The following is a 20,613-nucleotide window of genomic DNA, read 5'->3' on the forward strand; positions in this document are numbered from 1 at the left end:
GCTGGACGGGGGTCTGCATCACCTGCCAGAGGCCCCTCCTCGACACGGCACACACAACCCCAAGATCAAGAACAACCTAACGAAGTCCTACTAGGGGTGGTCCCGTAGATGATCTTTGAGTCGCCCTGGGCAGGGTCGGTCGCGGTGCGATCCGTTGGCCCATCCGGCGATGGCGAGGTTGTGCATGCGGGCGATGCCGAGGACGGCGTGGTGGACTCCGTCGACCTTGAGTCGGCTGAGTCGGCAGTCGCGGAGGATCTTCCAGGTCTTCATGCGGGCGAAGACGTGCTCGACGCGGGCGCGGACCTGCTTGTGGGACTTGTTGTGCGCCTGCTTCCAGTCGGGCAGGTCTTCGCCTTTGCGGCGGTGGTGCGGCATGACGAGTCCGGTGCCGGGATAGCCGCCGTCGGCGATCGTGAGTGTCTTGCCGACGGCGGCTTTGGCGCCGGATTCCTCCCATGCCTTGCAGGCGTTGCGGTTTCCGACATGCGGCCGGCCGACCACGACGACCAGGCGGGTGTCGGCGTCGATGACGATCTGGTGGTTCGTGGAATATCGGTAGTTCTTGGACTGCTCTGCCACGGCGTGGTCGAGGGTGGGCACCAGGGTGCCATCCACGATCATCACGGTGTCCTTGGCGAACCGCTTGCGGGGCTGCAGGGTGCGCATCGGCCCGAGGTGGTCGATGATGCGGTCCGCGGCCGACTTCGAGACCCCGAACAGCGGAGCGAGCTGGCGCATCGTCAAGTTCGTGCGCCAGTACACCGCCACCAGCAGAGCACGGTCCTCCAGCAGACGGCTCCACGGCCGGCCCTTGCGGACCGCGTCCGCACCCTCGCGCCGCAACACGGTCACCAGCTTCCCGAAACAGCGCGGACTCAGCCCCGTGAACAGGGCTATCCAAGACGGCTCCGACGCCGTGATCACACCAGCCACACCAAGATCATCCAACCTGTGACCAGCAGTTACGGGACAACCCTTAGTCTCCCTCCCGCCACTGGCCAGCGTCCACGAGGCGGCCGACGACGTCACGGACCTGGTCGGTGGTGACTGCGGCCAGGTCGGCACCTGGCTCCAGCCAGATGGCGTCCAGCAGTGCGGTCCACGAGGCCCGCTTTGTCTCCAGCGGGGCGACGATCGAGTACGGCCAGCCGGGCATCAGCTGGTGAATGCCAAGGCCTCGGCCGACGGTGTGGCCGAACGAGGGGTCAGAGCACGTGCCGGCGTCCGGCCGCAACCATGGGGTCACGTCCACCACCAACACCAGGCTCGCTGAACGCCGTGCTCGACCAGCCCCACGATGCCAGCCTCCGAGCCTCAGCGAACCTGATCACAGCATCGGATCCGCCGGCCTTTTGCACGTCTGGTGGAACAGCGGAAGCGTGCCGAGCAAGTTCGAGACCCGTTCGCCCCCGGACCGTAAACGGCAGGCTCAGGGCGGGAACCGTGGTGACGCGAGCAGGTACAGATATCCGCCTGCGGCCCAATGGGTGCGCTTGCACGCCTCCGGATCATTGCAGTATGGCGTTCATGACCGCTTTGGCGATGGGTGCGCCGAGCCGGCCGCCGCCGATGTCGGCGGGTGAGATGTTCATGTCCTCGGGGTCGATGAACACGGCCACGGCGACGGGGGAGGTTCCGTCCTTCTGTTTGGCGTAGGAGACGAACCAGGCGTAGGGGCGTTCGTCGTCCACGTTCATGCCGTGTTCGGCGGTGCCGGGTTTCCCGCCGACGGTCGCTCCGGGGACATGTGCTCCGTCGGCGGTTCCCTCGCGGACGGCGTGCTCCATCATCTCCTGCACCTTCTTCGCGGTGCGTTCGGAGACGGCCTGGCCGTGCGCTGTGGAGGTGGTCTTTGCGATGACGGACAGGTCGGGGGCTTGGATCTGCTCGACGAGGTAGGGCTTCATGACGGTGCCGTTGTTGGCGATGCCGGCGGCGACCATGGCCATCTGCATGGGTGTGCTGGTCAGGCTTCCCTGGCCCATGCCGGTGAGCGCGGTTTGGGGCTTATCGAGCTTGTCGGGGTAGGTTGCGGCGGAGGTGCGCACAGGCAGGAAGTGTTCCTGGTTGAAGCCGAACTTCTCGGCGGTTTCGCGCATCTTGTTAACGCCGGTCTTCAGTGCCACGTCCAGGAAGATGTTGTTGCAGGACCACTGCATGGCCGTCTTCATCGAGACCTTGTCGCACTTGGCGTCGGGCACTGAGTTGCCGATCTTCCTCGAGCTGTCAGGTAGCTGATAGGGGGAGGGGATGCCGGAGGAAGCGTCGATGTCGGTGATGGTGCCGTGTTCGAGGGCGGCGGCCGCGGTGAGGATCTTGAAGGTGGAGCCGGGCGGGTACGCCTCGCGGATCGCCCGGTTGCTCAGCGGCTTGTCCTTGGCCTCATCAAGGCGCGTGAACTCCTCACCCTCCTTGCGAGAGTTCCCGGCGAAGACGGACGGGTCGTAGGACGGGGTGCTGGCCATCGCGAGGATCTTCCCGCTGCGGGGGTCGAGCGCGACCACCGCGCCCTTCGCACCGAGATCGGTGAGCCCCTGGTAAGCGGCCTTCTGCGCGTCGGGGTCGATGGTGGTGACAATGTCGCCACCGCGGGTCTCATTCCCCACCAAGGCGTCGAAGACGTTGGTGTGCAGGCGCCGGTCGGTGCCGGCGAGCAGATCACGGTGGACTCCTTCCAGCAGGGTGGCGCCCTGGGCCTGGGAGAGGTAGCCGGTGACCGGCGCGTACATCGGCCCGTCGACGTAGACACGCTTGTACAGCAGTTCGGATCCCGGGGTCGGTATGGAACTGGTGATGGGGCGTCCGCCGACGATGATGTCGCCGCGCGGGCGTCCGAACGCCTCGATCAGGTTTCTGCGGTTGTTCGGGTCTTTGGCGAGGCTCTCGCCGGAGACGGCGTGGATCCAGGTCGCCCGGGCGAGCAGGGCGAAGAACAGCACCCCGAAGAAGACTGCTGCGTGTCGGAGGGTCTTGTCCATGTTCGCTTTCGGAGGAGGTCGTGCCGCAGGTGAGCGGGCGGGAGGCGGACCGGGTCAGGAAGGGTCTTGTGGGAGGGCTTCCAGCAGGTGGCGTACGACGGGGACTGCGGAGGATCCGCCGGTGATGCCGCCTTCGACGACGACGGCGACGGCGACGTTGCCGCGGGTGGCGACGACCCAGCCGTTGTTCGGGGCGCTCTCGCTGACCTCGGCGGTGCCGGTCTTCGCGCTGACGTTCCCGGGCAGGTCGGCCAGGCCGCGGGCGGTGCCGTCGGTGACCGTGGCGCGCATCAGGGCGCGTAGTTGGGTGACGACCTCGGCGGGCAGCGCGGTGGTGGTGGTCCGGTCTTCGGCGTCGGGGGTGATGGTGGGCTGGTGGAAGGAGCCGGAGACGGCGGTCGCGGCGACGGAGGCCATGGTCAGCGGGTTTCCCAGCACACGGCCCTGGCCGATCATCGAGGCGGCCTTCTCGGTCTGGTCACGGGGGGCGGGTACGGATCCGTCGAAGGTGGGAAGGCCCACGTTCCACTGTCGCCCGATGCCGAAGTACTTCTGAGCGACGTCGCCGAGTTCGCTGTCGCCGACCTTGCCGCGCAGGCTGATGAATCCGGTGTTGCAGGATTCGGTGAAGTTCTTGGTGAACGTGGCGCCGGGGAACTCGGAGGTCTCGACGTTGTGGAACTGTTTGCCGACCGTCAGGTACTTGGGGCAGTCCACGATGTCGCCCGGTTTTACGGCGCCGCCCAGGAGCAGCGCGCTGGTGGTGACGATCTTCCAGGTCGAGCCGGGGGCGTAGGTGCCGGAGAGCGCGCGGTTGAACCCGTTGGCCGGTGAGTTCGCCACGGCCAGGATTTCGCCGTTGTCGATGCGCAGGGCCACCAGCGCGGCGTCCTTGCCGCCGGCCTTCGCGGCCAGGGCCTGGTCGGCGGCCGTCTGCCACGTGGAGTCGAGCGTGCTGCGGATGCTCTGTCCGGCCGTGCCGCCCTCTTTGCCGAATCGGGCCTCGATCCCGGTGACCTCACCGCTCGCCCGGTCGACCCGCTCGATCGCACCTCGCGGACCCGCGCCCGCGCGCTGCGCGATCTGGTCGACCACCGGCTTCAAGGACGGGCCGGCGTCTGCCGTCAGCGGCTTGCCGGTGCGGTCGGTGACCGGGGAGATGCCCGTGTCTTCGCGCTGGAGGCGGAACTTCTCGGTGCTGCTCAGATGCGGGTGGACCAGCGACAGGTCCCAGGCGACCTTCCACGCGCCGTCCTTCTGACGGCGCACGGGTATCTGCGCGTCGTAGGACCAGGTCCCCAGGCCGGTGACCGGCATCTTCGCGGAAAACGTGACGGTGACGGTGCCGTCCTCGGCCGCGTTGGCCGCGCCGGCCGTCAGAGCCGGCTTGGCGATATCGAGACCCGCGGTGAAGTTCCGCAAGGTCGTCTGCGCCTGGTCGGGGCTGGTGGTGCGGGCCCCCGCGCTCTCGGCACGCCCGCCCGCCCAGTCCGCCAGGAACGCCTCCGCCTGCGCCACAGCATCCGGATGGACGGCTGGCTGGCCCTGCTCGAACGGTCCCCACTCCGCGGCGTACGCGCCGCCTGCCGCGACTGCGGCAGCCGTCGTTGCGGCGGCGAGTAGGAAGCGCCGACGCCGGCGGGTGGGGGCAAGGCGTTCGAAGTCGGGCATCACAGGGTCCTTCCGTCCTGCAGCTGGGCTGCTTCACGACTGGGGCGGTGGGTATTCCAGGTAGGCAGCTGCTCAGAGCCGGCTGGCGGGGATGCGGACCGCAGTGCGGAATCAGGGGCGGCCCGGGGCGGCAACGCCCCGGGGAGCACGCAGCGAGGACGCAAGCGCCGCGGGCCGTCGGAGCCGCGCAGGCGCTCTTCCTGCGCCCAGCGTGCCGACGCGGGAAACTCCGGACCGGGCCCGGTCCGGGCAGAGACAGGCACGCATGCCAAGCAGACGCCCACGCCGACCGCAAACAGCAGAGCGATCAGAGCCAGAGCGGGGAACGAAGAGGTGGACATGTCCCAAGATCAGCACTACCACACGCATCGTGTCCAATATCAGAATCAAAACCCCCATAATATGATTCTGATATCGTTGCTGGTTGTGGACATAGTCGGACATGTGCGGTGCTTTGTTGCTGTTGCAGAGGAGAGACATTTCGGTCGAGCCGCTGTCCGGCTGGGCATGGCCCAGCCGCCCCTCTCCCAGCGCATCCAGCGGCTGGAGAAGGAGCTCGGCGTACGACTCTTCGAGCGGACCAGCCGCAGCGTCACCCTCACCCAGGGCGGCGCCCTCCTGTTGGACGAGGCGCGCGCGCTCCTCGCCTCTACCGACACGTTCCTGGCCGGCGCTGCCCGCATCCGGGACGGCCGCAGCGGTCTCCTGCGGGCCGCGCTCCCCTCCCGCATCGCCGGCGAGCCCGTCGCCGCGATCCTTGCCGACCTGCGCCGGCATCAGCCCGGCCTCGAGGTGGAACTGCACGAGCTGTCCACCGCCGATCAACTCACCCGCATGGCCGCCCACGAACTCGACGCGGGAGTGATCCACCACCCCTGCGATACCACCGGACTCGAACTCGGCCCGGTCCTGCGCCGCGAACTCGGCGCCCTGCTGCCACCGGCCTCACCCCTGGCCGCACGAGACGAAGTGCCGCTGTCCGCCCTGGCCGGGCACGACCTGATTCTCTTCCCCCGCGCGGACGCTCCCGCCCTCTACGACGAGCTCCTCACCACCTGCGCCCGCGGCGGCTACACCCCCGACACCGTCCGCCACGGCCAGGGCGACAGCTTCATCCGCGGCCTGATCCACTCCGTCAACGCCGTCGCCTTCACCCCACTCGACCCGGGGCACCCAGCTGACGGCGGCGGCCCGGGCCTTGCCTGGCGTCCCCTGACGGGCGCCCCGCTCGCCTGGCGCTTCTCCACGGCCTGGCCCAAGGACCGCAACAGCGCCGCCGTCACCGCTTTCGCCGAAGCCGCCCTCAACGTCCTGCGCAACACCACCGGGGTGTCCGCCGACCTTCCCCAGCGCCCCCTCCACCTGCGCCCGGCATCGGAGTACTGGCTGTGAACCCCCTCCAGCGCATCCACACCGCCTTCGCCGAAGCCGGCGCGACCGGCTGGCTCCACGCCCTCGACATCGACACCGGCGCCGAAATCAACGTCGGTGGCGACCACCTCGTCGTCACCGCCAGCGTCCACAAGCTCTGCCTGCTCCTCACCCTCCACCAGCACGCCGAGCAAGGCCTCCTGGACCTGACCGAACAGCACGAATGCCTACCCGACGGACGCACCTCAGGCCCGACCGGCCTGGCCGCGATGCTCGACCCCGTCCGAATCTCCCTGCGCGACGCCGCCTACCTCATGACGGCCGTCAGCGACAACGCCGCAGCCGAACTCCTCCTGGAACGCGTCGGCCTCGAAGCCGTCAACACCACCACCCAGCGCCTCGGCCTCACCCGCACCCACGCCCTGCACACCTTCGCCCAAACCCTCGCCACCATCCGCGAAGACGCCGGCCCCGCCGGCGCACAGGCCCTCACCGACCCCCGTGTCATCGCCCGCATGCGCGCACTGGATCCTGCCCGCACCAACCACAGCACCCCCCGCGACATGACCCGCCTCCTCGCCGCCATCTGGCGCGACGATGCCTGCACACCCGAACACGGCGCCGCGATCCGCCGCCTCCTCGGCCTTCAGGTCTGGCCCCACCGCTTGGCCTCCGGATTCCCCTTCGACGACGTCCACGTCGCCGGGAAGACCGGCACCCTGCCCACCCTCCGCAACGAGGTCGGCGTCATCGAATACCCCGACGGCGGCCGCTACGCCATCGCCGTATTCACCCGCGCAGACAACCCCGCAGCCACCCTCCCCGCCATCGACGCCATCATCGGAACCACCGCCCGCATCGCCGTCGACGCCCTCCGCACCCGGCAGCAATAGCGGCGGGCCCTACACAGGTGAGTCCTGATCAGTCGTTGCGGACTGCAGACAGGAACGGGCTTCGCAGCAACGGCACGTGGACGCAGAATTCCTCGTCTCCGCAATTGCGTGACGGAGATACGAGCGAGTCTGGTGCCAGCTCTTCGAGGCGGCTGAGGGGCAGACAGAATCCGCGCACTGTCGGCTGGCCGTCCGGAATGCAGGGGGCCAAGGGTGTGGCGGCTGCGGCCGTCACCAGGCCGGACAGGGCGACCAGAGTCCCGGCCGCGAGGACGGCTCCACGGATGGTCTTGCGCATGGCTACCTCCCGATCGCACCCCGCCGGAGGAGGCGCTCAGCCAATCCGAACGGACCCCAAACCCATGCGCACGCCGACCTGCGCCAGACGGCCCAAGGGCCGCGGGGCCACAAACGAGGTCGGCGTCATCGAATACCCCGACGGCAGCCGCTACGCCATCGCCGTATTCACCCGCGCAGACAACCCCCGCCGCCACCATCGACGCCATCAGCAACGGCCCTATCCACTCGACCACAGCCTCTTCGGGACCGAAGTTGCCGCAGGAGAGGGACTCGAATGCGGGTCCTGGCCCGGTCTAGAGGGCCAGGCTCGCTGACGTGTCGTATGGGGTGATGGGCAGCCAGGACCGAGGCGCAAGCGGGGAAGGGGTGATGGGACTGCGCCCTCCAACGCTCTTACCCGGCATCATTCCCCGAGTTGGATTGAACGTTCATAACGTTGCTCTCTCCTGCAATGCTGTAACTGTTCGACTGGTTCTCCTCGGTGGACAGGCCGAGACCTCCGCATTGGTTCGCAGGAGTGCTGACCGACGCGACTGCGCTCAGGGCCGTGCCAATCCCAGTGGCGCCGGTCGGCTGAGCCGACGCAATACCCCCCAACCTATTCACACACATGTTGTCGTGGGCCGAGTTACCGAACCCGATGACGCTGGTGGCACTCGCCGGAACCGCGGTGAGTGCCACCACGGACGCGGTCAGAGTGAAAGCTTTCACTGCGAAATGGGCTCCCATACCACGGGAACGATTTCGCCCCCGCCAAGTCACCCAAACCAATAACGCCACTGATCACCTCAGCCCAGGCCCGCTGTGGGTCTTGGAGCTCGTCACCTACGGCTGTGAACTCTGACGCAAGCAACAGCCGCCGCCAGGGTGGAAGGATGAGTTCCGACCTTCGCGTGATCGTCTACCCACCTGACACCCAGGGGGCGGCCGCCCGGTGCGCTGCGACGGAGAGATCCTCGGCCGCACCCTCAGCGCCGCTGACCTCCTCGAAATCCTGCGGCGGGCCGGCCTGGACCCGGACACCGTCCGGCTGGACGATCCACTGCTGATCGAGTGGCGCGGCGGTGGCCCGGCCGTCTGGAGCCCGGAGGGTCTCGAGTGAGCCAGCCGGACAGCGGTCACAGGGTCTTGCACAACGGCGGCCGCCTGGGCTGCCACGGCCGCTACCGCCACTTCCGGGCGCGGCGCGGCGGCCTGTCAGGCGGGCGTACGGGTCTGGCCCGGTACCTGGAGGAAAGGCCCGCCGCGAAGAGCTCCCTTCTTCAGTCCCGCGGCCGGGTTCCCTGCCCGCAGCACCTGCTCGGCGGCATTTCGTTGTTCGGGCATGAGTGCAAGTCCACCCGCGCGAGGAACGAGGCGTTCACGCCCGGCTCGTCGGCCGGCGGCGCGGGCGCGGTCACGAAGGTGGCCCCGTAGCCGTGGGCGGCCTGGGACGCGTTGAACCGCGCGGTGTCGTACGTGCCGTCCTCCTGCGGGGCGCCGCCCAGGTCGATGACGCTGACGTTGTCCTGCGCGAGGGTCTCCTCACGCAACGCGGGAAGGTCCTTGACGAGATCGGCCATCGTGTAGCCGTCGGCCACCGCCCGCGCGGTGAACGCCTCCGGCAGGACCGCGGCGGTGCTGCCCGCAGCATTCTCCTGCTGGTACAGGCGTCCGAACTCGTGGACCTCCTCCTGCGACAGCAGCATCTGCAACGGCGCAACCATCCGCTGCTCCAGGTCCGTCAGCTACAGCCCGGCCGCCGCGCGCAGCATCACCCCCGGCAGCAGGTTCGTCCCCCGCGGCGGCGTGAGCCGCGCGGCCCGCGGCCCCACCGGGATGCCCCGCAACGTCCCGCGCACCCGCTCCAACCGCTCGGCTTGCGTAGTCCCGGATCCGACGGACTCCATGAACAACTCCCCAAGCTCGGCCCACCGCGGCTCGGACAAAAGACACGGCCGCGCCCACTTGACCCTTCCGAGGCGTTGCGGAAAGCGGCAGAGTGTTCCTGGCCAGTGGTCGACGGGGCTGGCCAGGCGGGAACGTCGGGACGAAATCCGGTGCTACGGGCAGCCCACCGGCAAACGTCGGAAGATGCAGCGTCGAGGTCGGTGATCAGCCCGGCGGCGAAGGAGGCCAGACCGCACCCTGCACGGCGCAGCAACCTCCAAGCGCACCCCCACAGGCCACCGGCCACAGCCGAAAACCCGCTCCCGCCGAGCCCGCCCCGGACGCAGCGGGGATTCCCGCTCAACAGCCCCGATGGATGACCCTGGAACGCAAAGAGGCCAGCCGGCACGCGGACCAGGTCAGCCGCAGAGGCCGGAGCCGGGACCTGTGCGGTGCTACTTCGTGGGCAGCTCTTGGCCGTCGAGCGTGAGGTCGCGGGTGTCCTCGGAGTTGAGGCCGGGTCGTGTGATCAAGCCTGACGAGGGAGTTTTCCCGCCAATGCGTCTGTCCCACCCATGAAGTGCGCGAAACGTCACCGCCTGGGTGGGGGGCGGTTGGGACAGTGAGCGGACGCATCGGGTTCCTGGTCTGGAAGGGGCTCGGGCTGGGGGCGGGGTCCCTGGCTGGCAGGTGCCGTGCGGGACAGGGGAGGGCCTACATGGCCGTTGACGAGCCGACCGCGAAGCCGGACGGCGAAGACAGGGACAGCTGGCGCTACATCGCGCCGCCGGAGGGCCGCCAGCGTGCGGAGGCCGCGCGCAAGGAGCTCGAGGCGCTGCAGCACACCGTGATCGTGGGCGACGAGAAGATCGCCTGCGGAGTTCTGCAGCCGCACGGCGCGCAGCCGGGCCGCAGCGCGGTGGTCCTGCACGGCGCGGGCACCGCGGACCAATCGGTGCACCGGCAGTTGGCGCACCTGTTGGCCGAACGAGGGTGTCGTGTACTCAGTCCCGACTTCTCGGGCCACGGTGCCAGTACCGGCCAGCTGCGCAAGCTGAGTCTCGAGCGCCGATTCCAGCAGGCCCAATCGGTCATCGACGAACTCGTACCGGATACCGACCGCCTGGTGCTGGTCGGTGCGAGCATGAGCGGGCAGACCGTCGGTGACCTCCTTGGCCACTACGGCAACCGCATCACGGCCGTCGCCCTGCTGGCCCCGGCCGTCTACGCGCGCCGGGCCTGGTGCCTCCCCTTCGACGCGGGCTTCACCGAGGTAATCCGCACCCCCGGGGCGTGGCGCGACTCGGCAGCACTGGACGCCTATACAGACTTCCGCGGGCGAGCCGTCCTGGTGGTACCCGCCGAGGACCACGTCATACCCCCCGAAGTGAACCGGGCCCTGGTCCAGGCACTCTCCAGCCGCGCCGACTTCACCCACCTGGTGTTCCCCGCCGCCACCCACCACCTCGGGCGCTACTTCCGGGCCCACCCCGACGCCTGCACCCGGCTCGCCGACGCACTCAGCGCCGTGTAGCCGCACGCCACGCCCGCGCACCCAGCCACTGATATTCATGGTCGGGTCCCGGACCAGCTCGGCGATATTCGTCGGAAGCCGCCCAAGCGAGGAGCCAGTTGCATCCGGCGCCCGTGCCGTCTGCCGGCCTTGACCCGCTCCCCCACGTGGCCGGGGCACTCCTCGTCGTCCTTGCCGGCGGGCCTTAGGGATCCGTTGCCAGAACGGCATGGTTGCCCCGCGGCGGTGCGGGGAGCCCGTATTCCTTGCGGAGCGCCGCGACCATGTGATTGCTCACGCTGAAGCGGCGGCCGGTCTCTGCCTGGGAGGAGTGTCGTGCGAGCTGCGCCAATGCCACTCTGGGCAGGCGGCGTTTGAGTTCCTCACGCTTCGTTCCGGCGAGCCGTGCCTGGTAGAGGTTCTGCGCGAGAGGCGCTCGCTCAAGGATGTGGTGGATCGCGTGGGAGGAGGTGCCGAGCTGGCCGGCGGTCTGGGCGGCGGTCAGGACCTGTTTCCGCATCAGTTCATGAATCTCCTGGGCCTGTACTGCTGCCGGGTCGAAGCCGGGCAGGGTCAAGCCGCCGAGCCCGAATTCGCCGATCTGCTGGGCAGCATCGAGGCCCGACTGGATGTCCTCGGTGCCCGTGGTGGCGCCCGGGTTGGTGGTCGCTCGGTGCCGGGCTGCCCCCGAGCGGTGACGGTGTCAGCCGTGGAGGGTGTGGCCCAGACGATCATTCCGTGGCCGGGTTCCGCGGAAGGCTGGATCAGCGGCTGCGGCCTGAGACAGGATGAGGAATGCCTGTCAAAAAGGGTTTTTCATGCATCAGGAGACAGCAGACACCTCCGCCGGGGTCGCCGTGCGGCCCGCCCCCGGCAGGGAGCTGGGCGTGTTCGCACTGCGTGACTATGCACCCGGCGACACGGTCCTGATCGGCCGGCCCACCGAACGCCTGGACCGGCGCACGGACCGCTCTTTCCAGACCAGCTGGGATACCCACGTCGAACTCGACGCCCCGGCCCGGCTGGTCAACCACTCCTGCTCCCCGAATACCGGACTGCGCGACAACGCCGCGGGCGGCTACGACTTCTCACCCTGCACCCGATCGAGGCCGGTACCGAGATCGCCTGGGACTACGCCACCACCGAGTGGGAGAGCATCGCCGTCCCGCGCTGCGCCTGCGGCAGCGCGCACTGCCGCGGCGCCTCCCGCGGCTTTCGGCACCTGACCGAGGACCAGATGGCCGCGGTGCGAGGCTTCGTCGCCGACTATCTGCGCACCGCTCCTGACCGCGCCGCCACCGCCGAGACCGCGACGGCGGACTGAACCTGCCCCTGCCCGAGCCCGCGCCGCCCGTGGGCGTGCCCAGGAGGGCCGCCCTTCCGCCCGCACCGCGCAGGACCCCTGGGCGACGGCGGCTGGGTCCCTGGCAGGCAGGACAGGATGGACCCGTCAGCACCGTGGACAAGGGGGAGCGCCGTGCGCAGCCTGTGGGTCGGCAACTGCAATAGCGAGTACATGGTGGACCGTCTCGACGAGCTCGACCCGCGCGAGCTGGCGGGCACGCCGGTCGTCGCGACGCGGATGGTGTGGCTGCTGCGCGAGGGTGACGCCCTGGTCATGCCGCAGCCGGCCGACCCCGCGTACGTGGCCTATGTGGGCGACCTGATGGGCTTCGACCCGGACCGGGTGGACCTGCTCACCCCCCAGGACAATTCGGCGCGCATGCTCAGCCAGGAGTCACTGCACCACCCTGGCCTGCTGGACCGGCTGAGGAAGCTGGTGGCCGTGCCCGAGCAGTGGCGGCTTCGGGCCTATCTCGCGGACCGCGGCACCGCCGCCCTGGCCCGGGCCCTCGAACTGCCGCACGGCACGGCCCGCCCGTTCGACGCCGAGGGCGGCGCGGAGCTGTTCAACAGCAAGGTCATCTTCCGCGCCATTGCCGCCGCCCTGGGCGTCCCGGTCCCCGACGGGGCGCTGTGCGCCACCAGCGGCGACCTGGAACGCGCCTTGGACCGCCTGGCCGCACCCACCGGAGCGGTCATCCTGAAGACTGACCGCAGCGGCGGCGCCGGCAACCTGCTCTGCCTCACCGACCCCCACCTCCCGCCAGCCGGCGCCATGCGCACCCTGCCCCCCCGTTACCGTCTTCGTGGCTCCGCAATGGGGCTACCGGCCTTCGGGTCCGGCATGACTTCCCCCCTTGTTGCGGTTGATGATCCGGGGGGTGGTGTCACAGGGCCCGGAGGCATCGACGGACCGCTGATGAGGGGCGTGAGCACCGGCTTCACCCGAGCCGGAAGAGCTCTCCGTAACGTGGGTGTGGCAGCTCGGTGCCGAGGCAAGGCCGGACGAAAGCGTGAGCGGAGGGGCTCGCACGTGATCGAAATCAGCGACATCGACGTCTTCCTCGGCCTGGACGTCGGCAAGGGCGAACACCACGCCACCGCCGTCACCCCGGCCGGCAAGAAGGCCTTCGGCAAGCGGTTACCCAACACCGAACCCAAGCTCCGCGAGCTATTCGCCAAGCTGCAGGCCAAGCACGGAACGGTGCTGGTCGTGGTCGACCAGCCGGCCTCGGTCGGGGCTCTGCCGCTGGCGGTCGCGAGGGACATAGGCTGCCCGGTGGCCTACCTGCCAGGGCTGACGATGCGGCGGATCGCCGACCTCTACCCGGGCTAGGCCAAGACGGATGCGAAGGACGCGTTCATCATCGCGGACGCGGCCCGCGCGATGCCCCACACGCTGCGGGCGATCGACGGCGAGGACGAAACCATCGCCGAGCTGGAGATGATCGTCGGCTTCGACGACGACCTGGCCGGCGAAGCGACCAGGGTCGCGAACCGGCTCCACAGCCCGCTGACCCAGATCCATCCGTCGCTGGAGCGGGTGCTGGGGCCCCGGTTGCAGCACCCGGCCGTCCTCACGCTGCTGGAACGATTCGGATCACCGGCCCAGATCCGCAAGGCCGGCAGGCGCCGACTAGTCACCCTGCTGAAGCCTAAGGCCCCGCGGATGGCCGAGCGGCTGGTCGAGGACGTCTTCGCCGCGTTGGACGAGCAGACCGTGACCGTTCCGGGCACAGAGGCGGCCGCGCTGATCGTCCCAAGCCTCGCCAGCTCACTGACCGCCGTCCTTGAACAGCGCAAACTCCTGATCGAGGTCGGTGGCGGCAGCACCTTCCCGACTGCCGGCCACCTCGCCCGACGACGAGCCGACGTCCTCTTCGCGATGCTCCGCGACGGCACCTTCTACGAACCCCGGCCAGCCTCAGCCGGCTGATCCTCAGAGGCCTCGCCGCACACGGGACAGTCCCGCTCGTCGACCGAGTCCAACACAACCGGATGACCGCAAAAGTCGCACGGCCGCAGGCTCTCGCCCGCCGACTCTCGAACAGGCACGTCATCACTCATGACAGCCACACTGACACCCGACCACCTTGACCAAAGACATAGGGGCACCCTCCATACGGCTGGCCCGCAGGAGCGCCTCACCAGGGATGCCCCTGCGGGCCGGCCATTGTGTCACCCCATCGTCCACTGCTGGTTCGTGCCGCCGCTGCAGGACCACAGCTGGACAGGCGTGCCGTCGGTGGTCCCCAGGCCGGCCACGTCCAGGCAGAGCCCAGACGGCACCCCTGTGACGGTACCGTTCGGGTTGAACTGCCACTGCTGGTTGGACTGGCCGTTGCAGGACCAGACGATCACCTTGGTGCCGTTGGTGGTCCCCTTGGCGCTGGCGTCCAGGCAGAGCGTGCCGCCCCCGACGTTCACGGTCAACTGGTTCGACGCTGTACGCGTCCAGGTCTGGTTCGCGCTGCCGCCGCAGGCGTGGATCTGCTGCTGCGTGCCCGGCGTCGTGTTCGCGTCGGTCAGGCATTTACCTGCGGCCACCGCACGCAGCGCGCCTGTCGTGCCGCCGGAGGAGGCCGCGTCCAGCCCCATGAAGTGGACCGCGGCGGCGGCCATCCCCGTGCCCTGGACCGGCAGTTGGTGTCCGGCCCCGGCAATGCTGTACGCCTCGACTTGGGTGGCGCCGGCGCTGTTGTTGTACCGGGTCCGGGTCCAGTTGGTCGCGGGGGTGTCCGTGGCCGACGGCGTCTGGCTCACGCCGTGGACGTTGGTCCACTGCTTGATCTCTTCGCCGAGGTTGTTGTGGTTCAGGATGGTGTCGGCGGTCCCGTGCCACAGCTGGACACGCGGCCGCGGGCCGGTGTAGCCGGGGTATCCGGTGTTCCGCACCAGGCCGCCCCACTGCTGCGGGGTCATGGAGACCTTGCCCTGGGCACAGGCCGAATTCCAGCCGCGTACCGAGCCGGTGGCGAAGCAGTGGTACGGCACTCCCATGAACGCCGCGCCCGCCTTGAAGACGTCGGGGTAGTTGGCGAGCATCACGTTCGTCATCATGCCGCCCGAGGACTCCCCGGTCACGTACACGGCATTGGATTGGCCGCCGTAATGCTGCTCCGCGTAGGTGATCATCGACATGAGCCCGACCGGGTCGCTGCCGCCGTTACGGGTCAGCGCCTGATCCGAGGAGACGTCCCAGCAACTTCCGCTCGGGTTCGTCGAGGGGTAGATGACGAGGAACCCGTACTGGTCGGCCTGGGAGGCGAAGTCGGTGCTCGAGTACATGTAGGGGCCCGTCCCCTGGCAGCCGTGCAGGGCGAGCAGGATCGGCGGATTCGCCTTGACGTTGTTCGGCACGTACAGGTGCATCAGCAGACCGGTCGGGTTGGTGCCGAAGTTCGTGATCTGGGCCAGCGAGGCGGCAGCGGCCCGTGGGGCCGTCTGCAGGCTCAGGCCGACCGCGAAGCCGAGCACGGCGATGATGCCGAGCAGCCGGAACACGAGCGAGCGGGATCGGGACATGGGACCTCTCCGTCGGGGTTGCCAAGAGCGTGAGGAGGTTCCGGCGCCCACCGCGGAGATAACGCCACCGATACTCGTGCCGGTCCACCGCGTTCGTCAACAGCCGTGCCACGAACTCCCGGTGGCCGGTCGGAGCTCGCTCCACCGACCTGCGGATTCACCGACAGCCGGACCTGGACCCCGCCGTACGCGGAGAAAGGCTGCACACGGGCTGACCTCCGAGAGCGGGGGACACACCCCGGCCGCCGCCTCGGGGCGCCTCGTGCGCGGAGTATTCACCACACGCATCGCCCGATGCAGATTTCACCGGGGGAACCGTGGGGGGGGCTTGTCCCACAGGGAATGTGAGCGCTAACATTCCTCGCGAGGGGCCCGGCACCCACCCATTCCCCTCAACCCTTCCCGCCCCGTTCGCCCCGCCGCTCAAGCTTGCCCGGCGGCCTGCGGGCCGCAGCCGCAGCAGTGCATGGCCCTCGTGGCCGGTATCCCCGGGCCCCGGGCAGGGACCGGGGAACGCTACGCCCTGGCGGGCTTCCGCCGGCTCCTCGAGGACAAGGTGCGCCGCGCACGGGAGCGCTCCGACGTGGCCGACGACTGGCTCCCCCACGTGTAGCCACGTCCCCGGGGTGACCGCGATGGCCGCCCGGGGTGGAGAGTGCTGCCCAGGGAGAGGGGTCCCACGCTTCGCGGGACCGCCGCCCCGCCATCGACGAAGCCGATGTCGGTGAGGTCTACGTCCACAGCCTTCTCCCACCCGGCGGCCGCGAGGAGGACACGGATGTCGGACGGGCGGTCCGCGACCCCGATGGCAGTGCCGTCGTAGCGGACCCGGCGCCGGCCCTGCCCGTCGGGCGGGTAGACGATCAGCTTGGCGGACGTGCGCTCAGGCCCTTCCCCGCATGCCTTAGCGGCACTTGACCGAACCCACTACTCACCCGTGACTCAGCCGTTCACCGGCCTGGGCGCGTTCGAGAACAACACCTTCGCCCCGGCAGCGGTGCGTGCTCCATCCGCGGTAGTGGACCACAGCACGACTGTGCCGGCTCCATCAGCGGCTCCCCCACTTCCCACGGAAGTCACCGCCGGAAGGCATCCTCGGTCTTGCGCAGCGGCCGGCGCCGGCGGGATGGCCCGCTCGGTGCACGTTCCTTCGGCGTCGCAGTTTCTTCCTCTACCGAGCGAATCACCGTCTGCCATCGTTCCCGCCAGACCAGTCAACCCGGCGCTCGGGGTGGGCGGTGAGCAGGTGCACGGCGGTGATCGCGCCCGAGCTGGAGCCGAACACCCGTGCGGGCTCACCGGGCGACAGCAGGTCCATCATCCGCAACGCGTCGTCGGCGTGCCCGGCCACCCGCCGCTCGGCCTCGGGGTCGTCCAGCGCGCTCTGCCCGGTGTCGGCGTCAGGACCGGCGTCGGCCTCGCCGCTCGGCCGGACGGGAACCACCGGCACCGGTGCCGTCAGGCCCAGGTCAGTCGCCCGGGAGCATCGCGGCGAGAACCCCGCGTACGGCGGCCGCTTTGGCGTCCTTGGACTTCTTCTCGGCAGCCAGAGCATCCACGTTCTGCGCGACGATGACCCGCTGCCGCTCGGCCTCCACGGTCGCCCACACACCGATCACGTTGACCCGCGCCTTGCAGTCCACGTCTGCGACAGCGGTCCGCTGCTCGCCTTCTCCAGGAGCGGTCCCCGCATAGGCGGGGGCACCGATGGCCGCCATCGGGTCCGGGAAGTTCAATCCTTTCTCCCGCATGCATGCGGACCACTGCCGGTTCACCTCACGGACGCGGGGATCCTCTGTGGATTCCGCGTAGCTCCGCAGGTCAAGGTCTCGGGCGAAGCGGATCCGAGCCTCGTCCTCCGGTGACGAGATCTCCCCCTTGGCCTCGCCGACGCACCCGCCCTCCGGGGGGCGAGGCCCTCCCCCGCCCTCTCCCTCTCCCTTCAGGAGAAAGAGGTCCCGGGGCGAGAGCTGCTCCTCCTGCCCTTCGGGAGCCGCGGCGGGCATGTGGTAGCCGTGCTGTGCCGCCATCACCCTGTCCGTCAGCCCGTACCGACGCTCGTTGCGGGTGCGCGGGCCGGGGAATTCACCGACCGGGGGCGGGGCATAAGCGGACCCCAGCCGCCGCATGCACTGTCCCAGCAGAACCCGGTATGCGCCGACCTCGTCCTTCGTGTCGGCCCGGGATGGCAAATAGGCGTCCAGCGGGAGAACGAGTGCATCGCTGCTCGTAAGCGCGGGCGGCAGGAATCCGGATGCCGAGGGCGACACCCCGACCTGCTGCCCGGACACCGAGCATGCGGACCCCGTGGCGAGTACGAGGAAGAGGAGGGGCATTGCGCGAACGGTTCGAGAGAACGGCACGGGAATCCTTAGAATTCTACGGGCAACACCCCGGCGGTGCGTCGTCGAGCAGTGCACCACCGGGGTGTTGACAATGCTTCAGGGGAGAGCCGTGGCGATTACAGCCATTTGAAGGAAGCGTTGTTGTTTCGCAGGTTGACGAGATTGATCCAGTCGTTCGTGTTGACCTGCTCGTTCGGGCCGCCGTAGTTCGGGCTGTAGTAGACGAAGACGAACCTGGACGACGAGGTGTTCTGCACCGACGCAGCATTGTTCCGCACGCCCTGGCCGCTACCGGCACCGTAGCCACCGAACTTGTCTCCGGACTGGTCCGGCACATTTCCGTTGTACTGGTAGTACCTGAACAATCAGTGCGAGATTCCTTGACGCCCTGTGCGCAAAATCCGGAAGGGTAAATTCCGAATCCACACGACAGGGGATTTCGCAGACCGACAGCTCGCCACCAGAAGCTCTACTGGGCGCTCGTGGCTCCTGAAATCGTGCAGCGGTGTCGCATTTGCCGTACTTCACCACCGCACCTGGACGCAGTCGAAGCCCGCCATCGGAGAGCGCCGCTCGGACATTGAGCGAGCAGCGGGCGGATAGCCGATCTGCGCTACTCCGCCTATCGTTCGCTGCGCGGCCACGTGACGATCACGACTGCCGCTCCAGTCATCAGCCACTTCACACGGGAGACACCCATGCGCAAGGGCGCGACCGCCACCTTCATATCTGCCGCAGCTCTCATCGCTACGGGCCTCTTCGCCACTCCGGCCAGCGCGGCCACCTACTACGAGCAGATTCAACTGCACAACGGTTTGTGCTTCGACGTGCCGAACTCCAACGCGTCGTCCGGTGTGCAAGTTCAGCAATGGACGTGCAACCGCACCGGCGCCCAGAAATGGGCCTGGTACCAGGTGGACAGCACCCACTATGAGATCCGCAGCTACCTGAACCCCGGTTTGTGTCTCAACAACTGGGAGGGTGGCGACACGTCCGGAAACCACATCAAGCTGTACGCCTGCGGCTCGAACAATTCTGACCGCGTCTTCAATTTCGTCTACAAGGGCAACGGAGCGCAGCTCCAGCCCAAGAGCGCGTGGCAGAACTGCGTCAACGGATGGGGCGGCAACGGCGTGGGCAACGAGCTGCGCCTCTTCACCTGCGCGGATGTGGACAACGAGAGCATTGGGCAGTGGGCACCGGTCTCCTCGTAAGAACGCCTTGACGTCGCCTCCGCACGTACCGAAATCAGCGGCCGATTCCGCGCGGCCCCGTCGCGCGGCGGGCGGCCTGCGTGCCGAGGCCGTCATACCGGGGCCGCAGATGGTCGGGGCGGGCTTGGGCGATCGCATGGAGGGTCACAGTGCTGTGACGCGCAGGACGTACGGCTTACTCGCGCTGATGGCTTCCGTCTGCTGCGGGAGGACTACTCCTTCCTCGGCACCCGCGGCCTCCGCCGGCCCTGCGTCACCCGTCCACGACCTCCCGGGGCAATACACCTAGGGCCGGGAGGCGGACGTGGTGGTGATCTCCGCGCACCGCGTGACGACCTTGGCCAGGTCGCCTTCGGTCCGCATGAGTTCGCGCTGCACGCGCGCCCCGTTCCCGTCCCGCAGGAGGGCGGCCAGGCCCTCCCGGACCAGGCGGTCGTCGCCGTGGTCGCGCAGCGCGTCGCCCACGTGGCGGTGGAGGGCTGCCACCGCTTCCTCGGGCGAGGTCTCCCGCATGGTCTCGGGATGGAGCAGGGGGCCCTCCAGTCCCGAACGGCCCGCCTGCCACGACGCCAGCCGCAGCAGGCTGGTACTGACCGGCGCGGGCGGTCGCCCTGCGTGCCAGTCGCGCGCCGCCGTCTCCACCAGGCCGCGGACGAGCGCCGCGAGCAGGACCGGCGTCGAGGCGTCCAGACACACGTCCGCGACCCTGACCTCCACCGTGGGGTAGGCGGCCGACAGTCGGGCGTCCCACCAGATCATCCCCTCGTCGCGGAGCACGCCGCTGTCCACCATGGCCCGGACCTGGGCGTGGTAGCCCTTCGCGGACCCGAAGAGGTCCACCGGTCCGGCCGAGGGCAGCCGGTTCCACACTCTGCTGCGGTAGCTCCCGTACCCCGTGTCCCGTCCCTGCCAGAAAGGCGAGTTCGCGCTGAGGGCGGTCAGGACCGCCAGCCAGGGCCGGATGCGGTCCAGGACCGCGACCCCCTCCTCGTCCGACTCCACCGACACGTGGATGTGGCAGCCGCACGTCAGCTGCTCCTGCGCGGTCAGCCCGAACTGCTCCGCCACCCATTGGTAGCGGCGGCCGGTGTTCAGCGACGGCTCCACGGGCAGCGGCGAGGTGCCGAGGGCGGCCACGACCGCGCCGACGCCTTCGGCGTGCCGCGCGGCCTCGGTCCGCCAGCGGCCGATCTCGCGCGCCAGCTCCCCCAGATCCGTGACCGGCTTCGTCGCGAACTCGACCTGCTCCTTGGCGAGTTCCCGCTCGAAGTTGTGCCCCTGCTCCCAGCCCTCGCTCGGGCCCGGTCCGTCGGCGCGGTCCGCGGCCTCCAGCACGTGCCCCGAGAGAGCCAGCGGGACGCCACTGGCGGGGTCCACCAGCAGCAGTTCCTCTTCCACGCCCACACTTCGCATGCCTGCACCCATCACATCGGCGATCGAACACGTCCCGCCTTCCCTGGACGACCCCGGACCATGCGCGCCATCCCGAACGCCACATTCCGGGCATCCGGCGGCGGGCCTCCACCCGCCCGGCGCGGCCCAGGCGCACCCCGGCCGGTCGGGAGCGAGCAACTTCGCTGATTCCCA

At 69.1% G+C, this 20,613-nt stretch carries 16 protein-coding genes and 4 pseudogenes; 7 read left to right on the top strand and 13 right to left on the bottom strand.

Annotated features, from left to right (window positions below; all coding sequences use genetic code 11):
* Nucleotides 1-90: 90 nt before the first annotated feature.
* The 4 genes and pseudogenes from ACZ4UB_RS32325 to ACZ4UB_RS32340 form a co-directional block, all read right to left on the bottom strand.
* On the bottom strand, nucleotides 91-936 hold the full coding sequence (locus ACZ4UB_RS32325) for a transposase (RefSeq protein WP_468075703.1): 846 nt from the start codon (nucleotides 934-936) through the stop codon (nucleotides 91-93).
* Between the two features lie 46 nt (nucleotides 937-982).
* Nucleotides 983-1,267: pseudogene (locus ACZ4UB_RS32330) on the bottom strand (transposase); the annotation flags it as partial.
* 244 nt (nucleotides 1,268-1,511) lie between these two features.
* Nucleotides 1,512-2,981, bottom strand: a complete 1,470-nt coding sequence (locus tag ACZ4UB_RS32335) for a peptidoglycan D,D-transpeptidase FtsI family protein (protein ID WP_468075705.1) — start codon at nucleotides 2,979-2,981, stop codon at nucleotides 1,512-1,514.
* A gap of 54 nt (nucleotides 2,982-3,035) precedes the next feature.
* Complete coding sequence (locus ACZ4UB_RS32340) at nucleotides 3,036-4,652, bottom strand: penicillin-binding transpeptidase domain-containing protein (protein ID WP_468075707.1); 1,617 nt, start codon at nucleotides 4,650-4,652, stop codon at nucleotides 3,036-3,038.
* A 426-nt stretch (nucleotides 4,653-5,078) separates the two neighbouring features.
* Here ACZ4UB_RS32340 and ACZ4UB_RS32345 point away from each other — a divergent pair, with 426 nt between their 5' ends.
* A complete protein-coding gene (locus ACZ4UB_RS32345) occupies nucleotides 5,079-6,044 on the top strand; it encodes a LysR family transcriptional regulator (RefSeq protein ID WP_468075709.1) in 966 nt (321 codons plus the stop codon).
* On the top strand, nucleotides 6,035-6,916 hold the full coding sequence (locus ACZ4UB_RS32350; protein WP_468075847.1) for a serine hydrolase: 882 nt from the start codon (nucleotides 6,035-6,037) through the stop codon (nucleotides 6,914-6,916). The genes ACZ4UB_RS32345 and ACZ4UB_RS32350 overlap by 10 nt, the downstream gene beginning before the upstream one ends.
* Nucleotides 6,917-6,944: 28 nt before the next feature.
* On the opposite strand, the gene ACZ4UB_RS32355 is transcribed toward ACZ4UB_RS32350, so the two are convergent.
* Complete coding sequence (locus ACZ4UB_RS32355) at nucleotides 6,945-7,214, bottom strand: hypothetical protein (protein WP_468075711.1); 270 nt, start codon at nucleotides 7,212-7,214, stop codon at nucleotides 6,945-6,947.
* A gap of 936 nt (nucleotides 7,215-8,150) precedes the next feature.
* Between ACZ4UB_RS32355 and ACZ4UB_RS32360 the strand changes: the two genes are divergently transcribed.
* Nucleotides 8,151-8,318 (top strand): hypothetical protein, encoded by a 168-nt coding sequence (locus ACZ4UB_RS32360; RefSeq protein WP_468075713.1) that lies wholly within the window; start codon nucleotides 8,151-8,153, stop codon nucleotides 8,316-8,318.
* A gap of 160 nt (nucleotides 8,319-8,478) precedes the next feature.
* Here the strand turns inward: ACZ4UB_RS32360 and ACZ4UB_RS32365 are convergent, their stop codons facing one another.
* Both ACZ4UB_RS32365 and ACZ4UB_RS32370 read right to left on the bottom strand, forming a co-directional pair.
* On the bottom strand, nucleotides 8,479-8,922 hold the full coding sequence (locus ACZ4UB_RS32365; protein ID WP_468075715.1) for a hypothetical protein: 444 nt from the start codon (nucleotides 8,920-8,922) through the stop codon (nucleotides 8,479-8,481).
* Between the two features lie 21 nt (nucleotides 8,923-8,943).
* Nucleotides 8,944-9,105, bottom strand: a complete 162-nt coding sequence (locus tag ACZ4UB_RS32370) for a hypothetical protein (protein ID WP_468075717.1) — start codon at nucleotides 9,103-9,105, stop codon at nucleotides 8,944-8,946.
* A gap of 698 nt (nucleotides 9,106-9,803) precedes the next feature.
* Between ACZ4UB_RS32370 and ACZ4UB_RS32375 the strand changes: the two genes are divergently transcribed.
* Nucleotides 9,804-10,619 carry an alpha/beta hydrolase family protein gene (locus tag ACZ4UB_RS32375; protein ID WP_468075719.1) on the top strand — a complete coding sequence of 272 codons (816 nt, stop codon included), beginning with the start codon at nucleotides 9,804-9,806 and terminating at the stop codon, nucleotides 10,617-10,619.
* Nucleotides 10,620-10,803: 184 nt separating this feature from the next.
* Here the strand turns inward: ACZ4UB_RS32375 and ACZ4UB_RS32380 are convergent, their stop codons facing one another.
* A complete protein-coding gene (locus tag ACZ4UB_RS32380; RefSeq protein ID WP_468075721.1) occupies nucleotides 10,804-11,175 on the bottom strand; it encodes a hypothetical protein in 372 nt (123 codons plus the stop codon).
* A 1,005-nt stretch (nucleotides 11,176-12,180) separates the two neighbouring features.
* Between ACZ4UB_RS32380 and ACZ4UB_RS32385 the strand changes: the two are divergent.
* Both ACZ4UB_RS32385 and ACZ4UB_RS32390 read left to right on the top strand, forming a co-directional pair.
* Nucleotides 12,181-12,444 (top strand): annotated as a pseudogene (locus ACZ4UB_RS32385) (preATP grasp domain-containing protein); the annotation flags it as partial.
* A 534-nt stretch (nucleotides 12,445-12,978) separates the two neighbouring features.
* Nucleotides 12,979-13,800: pseudogene (locus tag ACZ4UB_RS32390) on the top strand (IS110 family transposase); the annotation flags it as partial.
* A gap of 320 nt (nucleotides 13,801-14,120) precedes the next feature.
* Here the strand turns inward: ACZ4UB_RS32390 and ACZ4UB_RS32395 are convergent.
* From ACZ4UB_RS32395 to ACZ4UB_RS32410, 4 genes and pseudogenes are all read right to left on the bottom strand, one after another.
* Nucleotides 14,121-15,467 (bottom strand): extracellular catalytic domain type 1 short-chain-length polyhydroxyalkanoate depolymerase, encoded by a 1,347-nt coding sequence (locus tag ACZ4UB_RS32395; RefSeq protein WP_468075723.1) that lies wholly within the window; start codon nucleotides 15,465-15,467, stop codon nucleotides 14,121-14,123.
* 1,222 nt (nucleotides 15,468-16,689) lie between these two features.
* Nucleotides 16,690-16,854: pseudogene (locus ACZ4UB_RS32400) on the bottom strand (alpha/beta fold hydrolase); the annotation flags it as partial.
* An 82-nt stretch (nucleotides 16,855-16,936) separates the two neighbouring features.
* Entirely contained in the window at nucleotides 16,937-17,803 is an 867-nt protein-coding gene (locus ACZ4UB_RS32405; RefSeq protein WP_468075725.1) for a hypothetical protein, read from the bottom strand.
* A 125-nt stretch (nucleotides 17,804-17,928) separates the two neighbouring features.
* Nucleotides 17,929-18,147, bottom strand: coding sequence for a peptidase inhibitor family I36 protein (locus ACZ4UB_RS32410; protein WP_468075727.1), 219 nt, complete (start codon nucleotides 18,145-18,147; stop codon nucleotides 17,929-17,931).
* A 363-nt stretch (nucleotides 18,148-18,510) separates the two neighbouring features.
* Between ACZ4UB_RS32410 and ACZ4UB_RS32415 the strand changes: the two genes are divergently transcribed.
* On the top strand, nucleotides 18,511-19,026 hold the full coding sequence (locus tag ACZ4UB_RS32415) for an RICIN domain-containing protein (protein ID WP_468075729.1): 516 nt from the start codon (nucleotides 18,511-18,513) through the stop codon (nucleotides 19,024-19,026).
* A 285-nt stretch (nucleotides 19,027-19,311) separates the two neighbouring features.
* On the opposite strand, the gene ACZ4UB_RS32420 is transcribed toward ACZ4UB_RS32415, so the two are convergent.
* Nucleotides 19,312-20,439, bottom strand: a complete 1,128-nt coding sequence (locus tag ACZ4UB_RS32420; RefSeq protein ID WP_468075731.1) for a glutamate--cysteine ligase 2 — start codon at nucleotides 20,437-20,439, stop codon at nucleotides 19,312-19,314.
* Between the last annotated feature and the right edge of the window lie 174 nt (nucleotides 20,440-20,613).

This window comes from Streptomyces sp. NPDC028419, from assembly GCF_055565515.1.